12 protein-coding genes are annotated in these 11,826 nt (G+C 38.9%); 8 read left to right on the plus strand and 4 right to left on the minus strand.

Features of this window, described 5'->3' with window-relative positions; all coding sequences use genetic code 11:
* Both GPDM_RS06605 and GPDM_RS06610 read left to right on the plus strand, forming a co-directional pair.
* Positions 1–520, plus strand: a 520-nt coding sequence (locus GPDM_RS06605) for a hypothetical protein (RefSeq protein ID WP_008430102.1), incomplete at its 5' end; no start/stop codon positions are given.
* Between the two features lie 192 nt (positions 521–712).
* Positions 713–1,267 (plus strand): copper resistance CopC family protein, encoded by a 555-nt coding sequence (locus GPDM_RS06610; protein ID WP_008430103.1) that lies wholly within the window; start codon positions 713–715, stop codon positions 1,265–1,267.
* A 134-nt stretch (positions 1,268–1,401) separates the two neighbouring features.
* On the opposite strand, the gene GPDM_RS06615 is transcribed toward GPDM_RS06610, so the two are convergent.
* Positions 1,402–2,307, minus strand: coding sequence for a sensor domain-containing diguanylate cyclase (locus GPDM_RS06615; RefSeq protein ID WP_237704143.1), 906 nt, complete (start codon positions 2,305–2,307; stop codon positions 1,402–1,404).
* A 274-nt stretch (positions 2,308–2,581) separates the two neighbouring features.
* Here GPDM_RS06615 and GPDM_RS06620 point away from each other — a divergent pair, with 274 nt between their 5' ends.
* Positions 2,582–3,430 carry a mechanosensitive ion channel family protein gene (locus GPDM_RS06620; RefSeq protein WP_008430105.1) on the plus strand — a complete coding sequence of 283 codons (849 nt, stop codon included), beginning with the start codon at positions 2,582–2,584 and terminating at the stop codon, positions 3,428–3,430.
* Positions 3,431–3,485: 55 nt separating this feature from the next.
* On the opposite strand, the gene GPDM_RS06625 is transcribed toward GPDM_RS06620, so the two are convergent.
* On the minus strand, positions 3,486–3,962 hold the full coding sequence (locus tag GPDM_RS06625) for a DUF948 domain-containing protein (protein ID WP_008430106.1): 477 nt from the start codon (positions 3,960–3,962) through the stop codon (positions 3,486–3,488).
* A 203-nt stretch (positions 3,963–4,165) separates the two neighbouring features.
* On the opposite strand from GPDM_RS06625, the gene coaW reads away from it, so the two are divergent.
* Positions 4,166–4,981, plus strand: a complete 816-nt coding sequence (coaW, locus tag GPDM_RS06630) for a type II pantothenate kinase (RefSeq protein ID WP_008430107.1) — start codon at positions 4,166–4,168, stop codon at positions 4,979–4,981.
* 58 nt (positions 4,982–5,039) lie between these two features.
* Here the strand turns inward: coaW and GPDM_RS06635 are convergent, their stop codons facing one another.
* On the minus strand, positions 5,040–5,597 hold the full coding sequence (locus GPDM_RS06635; RefSeq protein ID WP_008430109.1) for a nitroreductase family protein: 558 nt from the start codon (positions 5,595–5,597) through the stop codon (positions 5,040–5,042).
* 155 nt (positions 5,598–5,752) lie between these two features.
* Between GPDM_RS06635 and GPDM_RS06640 the strand changes: the two genes are divergently transcribed.
* Positions 5,753–7,156: a protoporphyrinogen oxidase gene (locus tag GPDM_RS06640; protein ID WP_008430111.1), complete on the plus strand. Its 1,404-nt coding sequence runs from the start codon at positions 5,753–5,755 to the stop codon at positions 7,154–7,156.
* Positions 7,157–7,289: 133 nt separating this feature from the next.
* On the opposite strand, the gene GPDM_RS06645 is transcribed toward GPDM_RS06640, so the two are convergent.
* Positions 7,290–8,345: a C40 family peptidase gene (locus GPDM_RS06645; RefSeq protein WP_008430112.1), complete on the minus strand. Its 1,056-nt coding sequence runs from the start codon at positions 8,343–8,345 to the stop codon at positions 7,290–7,292.
* Between the two features lie 398 nt (positions 8,346–8,743).
* Between GPDM_RS06645 and GPDM_RS06650 the strand changes: the two genes are divergently transcribed.
* The 3 genes from GPDM_RS06650 to GPDM_RS06660 all read left to right on the plus strand — a co-directional run bounded on the left by GPDM_RS06650 (position 8,744) and on the right by GPDM_RS06660 (position 11,825).
* Positions 8,744–10,318: a fatty acid--CoA ligase gene (locus tag GPDM_RS06650; protein WP_008430114.1), complete on the plus strand. Its 1,575-nt coding sequence runs from the start codon at positions 8,744–8,746 to the stop codon at positions 10,316–10,318.
* A gap of 29 nt (positions 10,319–10,347) precedes the next feature.
* The gene (locus GPDM_RS06655) at positions 10,348–10,743 is read left to right on the plus strand and encodes a hotdog fold thioesterase (RefSeq protein ID WP_039863047.1); all 396 of its coding nucleotides are present in this window, start codon (positions 10,348–10,350) and stop codon (positions 10,741–10,743) included.
* A gap of 119 nt (positions 10,744–10,862) precedes the next feature.
* Positions 10,863–11,825: a hypothetical protein gene (locus tag GPDM_RS06660; RefSeq protein ID WP_008430118.1), complete on the plus strand. Its 963-nt coding sequence runs from the start codon at positions 10,863–10,865 to the stop codon at positions 11,823–11,825.
* Position 11,826: the final 1 nt, after the last annotated feature.

Consider the following 11,826-nt stretch of genomic DNA (forward strand, 5'->3'; position numbering starts at 1 on the left):
ATCCGTTTACGGCGAAGAAGCCGGTGCACAATTTGAAGAAACATGGAAGTCACACATTGGCTACTTTGTGGATTACGTAACAGCAACAGGTGAAGGCAACAAAGAAGGGCAAGAACAAGCGCGTGCCGAGCTGGATCAGTATATCTTAGACCAAGCGGCATTCTTAGACGCAGCAACTGAAGGACGCGTACCAGCCGATGCACTTGAAGAAGGCTTAACAGCCCACGTTGGACAATTACTAGGCGCATTTGATTCATACGTAGCCGGCGACTTTGACGCAGCGTACAGCTCAATTCGCGAAGCGTATGCACATATGCAAATGCCAGCAGCAGGCTTGTCTGCGGCAATCGTGGATCAATTCCCAGATCAATTTAGCGCAACCGAAATGCCATCTGAAATGCCGAAAACAGGCATGGGCGGCATGGCCGATCAAAACTCATTCCCAATCGTATGGGTTCTTATAGGCTTGATGTTAGCTACATTGACAACAGTAGTAGCAGTTCGTACACGTAAACAGTAATTAAAATATAACAAAAAAGCTAGCCCTCCTGGCTAGCTTTTTGTTTACTAAAATAAGGCGTAGAGAGTTTCAATTTTTACTATATTGTGTCGAAAGCTCTGAAATGGGTAAAAGTTTTGAGTTTCGAAAAATTATAAAGAAAAACATACCTAAAAGTACTGTAAAATCGAAAAAGAAATGGAGATGAAGTATATGAAGAAAATAATGATTTTATTGGTATTAGCTATTTTTTCATTACCAGTAGTTGGGCAAGCGCATACGACATTATCCTCCTCAACACCTGCAGAGGGATCTGTCGTTGATGAAACATTAGAAGAAGTAGTTTTAACTTTTGGAACGGTTATCGAGCAAGGAAGTACAATGACATTAGAGAGTGAAGAGATGACCTATGATTTTGAAGAAATCACGCTTTCTAGTGAAATGATGACAGGAGCGATAAAAGAACAGCTTCCAAATGGCTCATATACCATTCACTGGGAAATCATTGGAGTAGATGGGCATGTGATCGAAGGAGAAGTTCCATTTGAATTAGCAGTCGAAGTTGCTGAAGAAGAACCAGTAGAAGATACTAATGCCGAAACTGAAGAAGAACCTATTACCGAAAAAGCAATCGATACAGAACAGGAGTCTGCTCAAGCTTCAGAAACCTCTGAAGAAGACGGGGGCAATATGCTCATTACGGTCCTTCTTATATTAGCAGTTGGGGTTATTGGATTTATTGTATTCCGTTTGTTGAAGAAGAAGTGATTAGGCTATTTTGCAAGTGAAGAAAAGTTACAGAAGAACCCCGAATGATAGTCACTTTAAAAGTGAAATCATTCGGGGTTCTTTTGTTACAATCTTATTTATAAGTTGTTCGTGCGTTTACCTAACGGAAAAATTTAAGCGATAACGACTTGGTTTTTGCCTTTATCTTTTGCTGCATACAATGCATCATCTACCCATTCAATCATGCAATTAAGAGAAGAATTATTTGTGAAACTTTTACCGCCTATTGATACGGTAACGTCAATTTGCCGGTTTTGTTCTTGAATGTTTAGATTCTGAATTTCTTGGCTTAATCGAGTAGCAATAAGTTCTAAATCTGCTTTGTTGGTATTAGGCAAAATCACAGCAAACTCGTCTCCGCCAATACGTGCTGTCGTATCGGAAGGTCTTGTGAACTTTGTAATTTGCATGGCCAGTTGTTTTAATACTTGGTCACCTGTAGGGTGTCCATAAGTATCGTTAATTTCTTTAAAATTGTCTGTATCAATATATAACAAGGATATCGGTGTGTTTTTCTGATGTGCAGAACGCACTTCTTTTTTTAACTGTTCCTGAAAATAACGCCTGTTAAAAAGTGAAGTCAACGAATCTTTTTCAGCATGCTCTTTCAATTGAAGCTCTGTCAACTTTTGTTGTGTAATATCTACATGGCGAATCACTACTCCTTCAACAGAGGCTGCATTAGCTTGCAGAGGATTAGCTTGCATTAAAAACCATCTGCTAGCAGTCGAGGAATGACAAGGGTATTCAAAGTTGAAGCAATCTATCTCCCCTGAAAAAACTGCCTGTAAACCTTTTTGGACAGTGGGTTCTTTATCGCAATACTGAAAGTAATTTGCACCGGTACCACATTTCGATAAATCACTGCCATTATGTATTGCAAACCGATTCCATTCGTTATTTGTAAAACAGATTGTTCCGTTAGCGTCGATTAAACAGATAGGATCTCTTAATGAATTTAATATTGATCTATTTATTCCAGGGTCAATCGATAAAAAAGTATTTTCATGTACATTCAATATCATCATCATCTTTCTATAGGAGAGGTAAGTTTATGCGGTAATACTTCCATTCCCTTTCAATCAAATTTAAAAACTTTAAAATATTTCCAATTAGAAATGTTAATTCGATTCACAGAGACCATGGTCATCCTCAAAAATAGAGAAGATTAGAAAATAGAGTTAATAAATGAAATCATTTGAACATGTATGTTATAAAGGAAAAGGAATATTGAATGTGATTATGGCACTGAAATGTATTACGTTGTGCCATTAAAATGGAAAGGATGATTTTTTGTTAGACTTAGGAAATTTTGAATGGGAAGTGCTCCTTATTGGTGCAGGAGTTATAGTAGCTCAAATAATCGGTGTTTTAATTGCTTTTCTTATTGTAAGGGCCATTGGAAAAAAATTAATCAATCGATTTTTTGAAAGATTGTTGATAAAGGAAGATGTTACGAAGGGGCGCGCCTTAACGCTTCAAAGCCTATCAGAGAATATTTTTTCATATATTTTAATCTTTGTTCTGGTTACAACGGTATTTAATATATTCGGTTTGTCTGTAGCAAGTTTGATTGCAGGGGCTGGAATTATTGGATTAGCAATAGGTTTCGGTGCACAAGGCTTAGTGAGTGATGTCGTAACGGGTTTCTTTTTATTGCTGGAAAAACAGCTTGATGTGAACGATTATGTTACCGTTGGGAACATTGATGGCATTGTTGAAGCCGTGGGTTTAAGAACAACGAAACTTCGGAGCTTTGATGGTACATTGAATTATATTCCGAACCGAGACATCTTAACCGTCAGCAATCACTCGCGAGGCAACATGCGTGCGCTTGTGGATATTGGCATTTCATATGATGAAAATATCGATGAAGCAATGGCAGTTATACAAGAAGCTTGTACACAAATGGCATCAAGAGATATTGGGATTGTCGATGGACCGGATGTTATTGGCGTGCAAGCATTTGGTGCTTCAGACGTTACGTTGCGCGTCATCGCAAGAGCAGAAAATGGCGAACAATGGGCAGTAGAACGGCAATTGCGCAAAGCCATTAAAGAAGCACTTGATGCAAAAGGAATTGAAATTCCATTCCCACATCAAGTAAATATTCAAAAAAACAGTGGCGTTGTAGAACAATAATGCGCTTCAAATAGAAGCATACGAAAAGGCAGCCATTTAGGCTGCCTTTTATGCATTAGTACTGTTTTTCATCGTGTAAAGATGGTGACGAATACGTAGGACGATTGCTTTCGGTGCGTCTTTGATTTTCCAATAATGTGAGTAGCTTAACGGCACCGTTACTCCATTCATTTACTTGCGCAATGTTTTCTCGGTCGTGATCAACTCTCGATGCAATGTTCCCTGTAATGGCACGAACAGAAGCGTTCAAGTCAATGACTGAATTCATTGTGCCTTTTGCGGCATCAACAAGCACAGTAATTTTTTCTGTTTTCATTTGAACGTCTTCTTTTAGTTCATTAGCATGATGAGACAAGTTCGCTGCTTCTAATTGAAGTTTATCTGCACGTTCTTTCAATTTGTTTGCTGAACTTTTCATATCTTTCACCGGTTCTTTCATCCCTACTATTAGTAGAACAACTCCGATGATTGCTATAACTAGCCCTGCTAAAAAGATGACGAGTGCTATGTATAGCCACGTTGTAGAGTCCATGCAATTTCCTCCTCTTTTTTTATGGGTGTCTTGGATATGCTATACCCGTAAAACTTCGATTATTAACATAATAGAAGGAATAGGTCTTGAGAGTTTGCTAATCCGCAAACAACTCCCATAATGTAAACGAGTATGGTAGAATTTTATCACATATGTATAAATTATCTGGCATTTTTTAAATGTGAGAAAGAGCAGGTGCAGAAATGATTGTCGGAATAGATGCAGGTGGTACATTGATCAAAGTGGCGTATACCAAAAAAGGGGAGGTCCATTTTGAAAAGTACCCAATTGCTGAAATCGAGCAAGTTGCAGACTGGGTGAATAATCTCGGTGACTGCAAAGTTTGTGTTACGGGAGGAAGGTCGGGAGTGCTTGTTTCGTTACTCGATCAACCAGCACAAGAAATGGTAGAATTTGAAGCTACACATCTCGGCGTACAAGTTCTACTTGAGAAAAACGGAACTTTAGAAGATGCTTATTTAGTGACCAACGTGGGGACCGGAACGTCCATTCATTGTATACAAGATAATATGCAAGAACGACTAGGCGGTACAGGTGTTGGCGGCGGTACGTTAATTGGGTTAAGCCATTTGTTGACGGGAGTTACTCGGTATGACGAAATCGTCGAATTGGCAAGCCGAGGTTCGCGTGATCGCCTCGATTTAAAAGTTAAAGATATATACGAAGACAAAGAGCCGCCCATTTCAGGAGAGCTAACAGCTAGTAATTTTGGTCAGAATTTGTTTGCGATTTCAGATGGTGTGACGAAAGAAGAGTTGCTAGCGGCAGTAATAGGACTTGTAGGTGAAACGGTTAGCACAGTAAGTGTTCAAGCAGCTCGCCAATGCAGAAGTTCTACTATTGTTTACATTGGTTCTTCATTTATTGATAATCCACTTTTAAAAGAAGTGGTAACAAGCTACACCATTTTACGAGGTTCTGTTCCTGTGTTTCCTGATAACGGAGAGTTTTCTGGAGCAATGGGCGCGATGACTGCGTTAACTAAAAAGGTTGTCTAATTTCTAAACAAAAACGTCTTGCCCAACCAGTCGAATGGTCGGACAAGACGTTTTTTACCTATTCACTAATAATCGTCAACTTTTCACGAATATCAGTACGTTCTTGTTTTGCTGGGATGTGGGCAGGGTAGCCAATCATCATCGTTGCAACAATTTTTTCTCCTGGTTGGACGCCGATAGCTTCGCGGAACACAGGGTTATATATCCAGTCGTTAGAACGCCAAATCATACCAATGCCACGTTCCCAAGCAGCGAGTTGGAAATTTTGAAGCATCGAAGAAACGGCGCCGTAATCTTCATCCCATCTTCTTTGTCTAGGATCTTCAGGCATGATTACGACTAAGTGAAGCGGGATGCTGCGGAAATAATCCGCTTTGTTAAATGCTTTTGCAGGCGTTTCTCCATCAGCTGTTTTCATAGCTTCAAGAAAAGCTTGAACAAATTTCTCTTTGCCAGCCCCGGTATAAAGCTGGAAACGCCAAGGTTCATTAACTTTATGATTAGGTGCCCATTTGGCGACATTCAATAGGTTGATAATTTCTTCGGTATTAACGGCGTCAACTTTAAATTTCTTGATTGAGCGTCTTTCCATGATATTCTGGTCAATACGATTCATCAGTAAACAGCTCTCCTTTTCGGATAAAAATTACGAGTACTTATCTTTTATCCTACCATGGCTAAGTATTAAAGCGTATTAAAACGGACAAAAAGAACAATGTAGTCAGATAGAAATATTGGTAGAATAGAAGCATAAGCAAGGAGTGGATCAAATTGAAGAAAATTGTAGTCATTGGGGGAGGCATTACGGGTCTTTCCGCCATGTATTATTTGCAAAAGCTAAATATGCAAGAAAACCTCGGACTAGAGTTGGTTCTAATTGAACGTTCATCTCAGCTAGGTGGCAAGATTAAAACGGTAAAGAACGAAGAGTTCATTATGGAAGTCGGGGCAGACTCCATTGTTGCACGTCATGCCAGTGTTATGCCGCTCATCGAAGAGTTGGGGTTAAAAGAGCGGATGGTTTATAACGGTACAGGGATTTCTTATTTATATGCGAATAATGTACTCCATGCTATTCCAAAAGACAGTGTCTTTGGTATTCCCATGAGCAAAGAAGCGTTATTTAGTTCAACGCTTGTTTCAGAAGAAGGAAAACAGGCAGCGTTAAAAGATTTTACTAGCCCGAACGAAAATTATACACGGGATAGTTCAATTGGGGAGTTTCTAGAAGCTTTTTTAGGCAAAGAGTTGGTTGAAAATCAAATTGCGCCAGTGTTATCCGGCGTCTATTCAGGAAATCTTTATGAGTTAACTTTATCATCGACATTGCCGTATTTAGTCGATTACAAAAATAAGTATGGCAGTATTATTAAAGGTTTTGAAGCAAATAAAGAATTTTTTCAAGGTGCCGCAAATAAAAAATTCATTTCATTTGATGACGGTATGGAAGTATTGATTGATACATTAGAAAACAAATTAGAACAAAATCGAATTATCAAAGGAATCGGGACAAAGTCTATTAAAAAAGACAAAGACGGCTACCTGATAAAGCTTGAAAATGGTGAAGCATTAGAAGCTGATTACGTAATTTTGGCTACCCCGCATCAAGTAGCACAAGAGTTATTGAATTTGCCCGAGCTAAACACTGAATTTGATCAGTTTTTAAACTCTTCGTTGATTAGTGTGTATCTCGGTTATGATATTCCGGACGACCGTATGCCAGAAGACGGTACAGGTTTTATCGTGTCGCAAGAAAGCGACCTGCATTGTAACGCATGTACATGGACAAGTCGGAAATGGCAACATACATCTAAAAACCAAAAACTATTGGTACGGTTATTTTACAAAAGTTCACACCCATTATATGGTCAGCTAAAAGATTTGTCAGAAGAAGAATTGGTGAAAGTGGCCATGAGCGATATCGAAAAAAGTTTGGGGATCAAAGAGCTGCCATTGACTGCCGAAGTAACAGGGTGGAAAAACTTAATGCCTAATTATCATATGGAACATAAAAATGCGATTAATGCATTGGAGTTGAAAATGGAAGCCATAGTCCCGCGTATTAAACTCGCAGGCTCTTCTTATTTTGGAGTGGGAATTGGCGCGTGCATTCAAAATGGTGCTGACTTAGCAAAGATTATTGTAAATAATTTAGCCGAAAGAGATGAAAAGTAAAAAAATACTCACATAGCAGAGGCAAAGAGATGTAGGAATAGAATCTTGCTCATATCTTTAGTGGTAACAAAAAATCAAAAAACCAGCAGTCTAGATAAATTCTAGGCTGCTGGTTTTTGTTATTGCGTATTTTTTATTTCATGACGTTTAAACGTTTGTAACTGTCGAACTTTGAACTCCAGTATTTATCATTCAAACTTGTAATTTGAACGCGATCACCACCGGCGTGGATAAAGCTATTGTTACCAATTAAAATTCCCATATGTGAAATTCCTGGACGATAAGTGTCTTTAAAGAATACTAAATCGCCAACTTCAGGAGAACTAACAGGAGAAGATAGCGCATAAAAGCCTGTGGTGTTCGTTCTTGGAACACTGAATCCTGCTTGATTGTAAACATAGTAAATATAGCCACTGCAATCAAATCCGCCTGGTGCAGATCCAGCCCATTTATAAGGTGTACCTAAGTAAGATGTTGCTGATGTTATTAATGTAGAAATCGCACCAGAATTGACGGGAGGAGTGACTACTGGATTTGAAACCGTTACTAACGAACCGGTAGCTGATTTTGCATCAACTTTTAAAACTTGTCCGATGCGGATTGCACTAGATTTCAAGCTATTCAAACTCATCAATTGTGAAACAGATGTATTGTGACGTTTAGCAATGTTCGTTAATGTATCACCGCTAACTACGCGATACGTACTTGTGCTAGAAACTGTAGGGGCAGCTGTTGGAACTTTAACTGTAGTTGTCGGAGCAACAGTAACTGCTTTTCCGCTAACTGTTAGCTTTTGTCCAGGAAAAATATTGCTTCCAGAAAGCTTATTCAACTGTTGAATTGAGCTAACGCTCGTGCTGTGAAGTCGAGCAATGCTTGATAACGTATCTCCTGACTTTACGGTATATGTATTTGCCGAAGTGACCGGTGTGCTAGAAACAGCAGGTTTTGCTGGAGTAGCAACTGTTGTTGCAGCGGCTGAGACTTTGATCGTCTGATTTGGATAAATTGAATTTGACGATAAATTGTTCCATGACAGCAATTGATTAACCGAAATGTTGTTGCTAGATGCGATTTTCCATAACGTATCTCCAGATTTTACTGTGTAAGTACTTGCCTCAGTATTTGACGTTCCGATAGCCATTGACAATGCTGTAGCTGCAAATAACGTAAAAATAATCTTTCTCATCCTCAAGCCCCTTTTTGTCGTTTTATTTATCCATAATTCTGTCTAGTCTGTTCGAGTTACTTAATTCTATATAATTAATGCAATATAGGCAATAAGTTTCAATATTACAATTGTGTTACAAAGATGAAAGTCATGAAAATGGTAATTAGATTTTTAATAAATAATAAAATAATGGAAAAATAAAGGATTTTATAATCTCATAAATACTATATCGACCGTTTTGAATAAAAGTTAATAGTTTTTATTAAATTATTGTTTTTTTAATCAAAATATGTGGGAGCCATTTTTCCGGAAGCGTGTATCTTTCTTAAGAAACTCCAAGTAGTTGCAATATTGCTTTTTTTCTGACATTATGAAGGGATATCATGTGGCTAAATTAGAAGGAGGCGGAGCAAAGAATGTACGCAACACTTGGGAAGATCTTTGATCAGACAGTAAGTATGTATCCGAACAAAGAAGCGCTAGTTGATATGAGAAGAGAACAGAGATGGACCTATTCACAATGGAGTGAGGAGGTTCATCGTTTAGCGAATGCGCTTATTAAGGCAGGTGTCTGCAAAGGGGATCGTGTTTCAAGCTTTCTTTTTAATAATAGTGAATTACCTACAGCATTGTTTGCTTGTGCAAAAATTGGAGCTGTTTTCAATCCTATCAACTTCCGTTTAAAGCCAGAAGAACTAGCGTATATATTAAGTGATGCGACACCCGTAGTAGTTCTTTTTGAAGAAGCTTTAAAAGAAACAGTCGGGAAAGTGGCTGAGCAATTTCCAAGTATTCAATTTTGGTTTATAGATGAAAATGTTCCAGAATATGCGGTGAGCTATCAAAAGCAAGTTACTGAAGCTATCTCGACAGATCCACTTGTAGAGGTGGATGAAACAGATATATACGCCATTATGTATACAAGTGGAACAACTGGACGACCAAAAGGCGTTATCCATTCTCATCGCAATATGGCAGAACAAAGTATGACGTGTATTGCGATGCTGAAATATACAAAAAATGATGTGGGCATGGTAATTGCGCCAATGTTCCATTGTGCTGAATTGCATTGTTGCATCATTCCGCGTGTTCAAGTAGGTGCTTCAAGCATTATCATGCATCAGTTCGATCCTCAAGCAACGGTCGACACTATTGAACAAGAAAAGGTTACCGTCATGTTCGCAGTACCCACAATGTGGAGCATGATGACAGAAATAGGCGAAGCGGATTCGAAAGTAAAAACCTTGCAACGTGGATTATATGGAGCAGCTCCAATGGCGCCTGTCCTCGTGAAACGAGTTAAAGAAGTGCTTGGAGTTGAGCTAATTCAGGCGTATGGTCAAACGGAGATGGGACCAGCTATTACTTTTCTAGCTGAAGATGAACAGTTAACTAAAGCGGGGTCTGCTGGAAAACCTGCTTTTAATCATGAAATTCGAATTGTTCGTCCACAAGATCACGGACCTTCAGAACCCGATGATCAAGTAGATCCGTTTGAGGTTGGAGAAATTATTGTTCGAGGTCCAAGTATGATGTTGGGGTATTTCCATCGCCCGCAAGCTACAGCTCGTGTGATGTATAAAGGCTGGTACCATACTAGCGACCTTGGATACATGGATGAAGAGGGTTATTTGTATGTAGCCGACCGAGTCGATGACATGATTATTAGCGGGGGAGAAAATATTTATCCGCGCGAAGTAGAAGATGCTCTTCACGGACATGAACTGGTTCAGGATGTCGCCGTATTAGGCATCCCCGATGAAAAGTGGGGAGAATCGGTAATGGCATTTATCGTCGTAAAAAATGATTTGTTGACGGAGGATCAATTAGAAGAATATTGCCTGAACAACGAAAATTTAGCGCGATTCAAACGACCAAGAACATACCGCTTTGTTGATGAATTGCCACGTAACGCTAGTGGAAAGATACAGAAATTTTTGTTACGAGAACTATATGCGGATAAAAAACTAAAAGAAAATGACGGAAAGTAAGGGTGGAAGTTGAGAAGGAGAATGTTTTCATGGACATGAAGCCAATGGATGAAACCATTATTGGTCTGCTAGGAATCGAGCTAGGTGAAATGACTGCGGATATCGCAATGGCTACCATGCCTGTGCATGGACCTACACATCAAGTTTTTGGTCAACTTCATGGAGGGGCATCCGTCGTATTAGCTGAAACAGTTGCTAGTTTTGGCACTTGGAATTTAATCGATCAAGAAAATGAAATGGCAGTAGGTCTCGAGATTAATGCCAATCATCTACGTGGAAAACGAGACGGAATAGTGACGGCTATCGGCACGCCCTTGCATAAAGGAAGAACCACTATGGTTTGGGATGTGAAAATTATTGATGAAGAAGAAAAGTTGATTTGTGTTTCGAGGTGTACGGTAGCGATTGTTCAAAAGAAAAAATAATTTATCAAAGAGAATCCCTTGCTCAATTGAGTAAGGGATTCTCTTTGCCTATAATAAGTTTTTCATATGCAGGCATGTTAGTATAAACAATAAAGAAATGTAAAGTGAGTGTGGTTTATATGTTCAATTCTTTATCTGAATTAATGGAAGCTAAGAACCTAAAAGACAAACGCTCGATTCCGTGGAACCAAATTTGTCAGGAAGAGCAATTGTCTGAGCAATTTATTAAAGAAAATGTAGATCAAGTAAATTGGAAGTTAATCTCTGGTCACCAAGCACTGTCAGAAAGCTTTATCGGGAAATACAAAAATCGCTTGTTTTGGGATGAAGTGATCCAAACGCAAAAGTTATCGGAAAGTTTTATTGAGAAGTATGCCAATAAAAAGAAATGGCAACCCATTGCTATTGAAGAGTTAAGTAAAAAGCAGCAAAAAACATTTGAAAAAGAAAGCCGAGCCTTTGATGCGACCTATTATTGGAAGCTTGTTTCAAAAAAACAGCAATTAGCAAATGCAAAAGGCTTGTCACCGATGTTTATCGAAAAGCATCAAAACAAATTAGACTGGACAGAACTGAGTCGCTACCAGCATTTACCGATGCCGTTAATCTATCGTCATGCTCATCAAGTGGATTGGACGTTAATTACGCGTCATCAAGTGCTATCCGAACGTTTTATCGAAAAGTACAGCAATCGTGTTGAATGGGAAACAATCTCGTTCCATCAGTCATTGTCTGAGCGCTTTATCAACCGGCATCATGGGAAAATGAGCTTTATCTCAGCGCAAGAAAGCCGTTCTGAAACGTTCCTTTTTACACATTTTGATAAACTGGATGCCGCATCCATTCTAGAACATCAACAGCTAGCTAACGTGAAAAAATATGAGCCATTTGACATTTATGTACTAATGAAAGGTGATCAAAAAAAGTATATCCTGAAGTTTCATGAACAGACTGAAGGTTTGGAGGCCGTTCGCAAAGTTGATGAAGAAGAGTTGTATGCCCATTTAGAAGAGAATGATTTATTGGTAGTAATCGAAGAAGATTTCCCAGAACTAGCGATTATTAGCGATATGCGGTTCTAAT

It is taken from the genome of Planococcus donghaensis MPA1U2 (genome assembly GCF_000189395.1).
In the GTDB taxonomy this organism is placed as follows: domain Bacteria; phylum Bacillota; class Bacilli; order Bacillales_A; family Planococcaceae; genus Planococcus; species Planococcus donghaensis_B.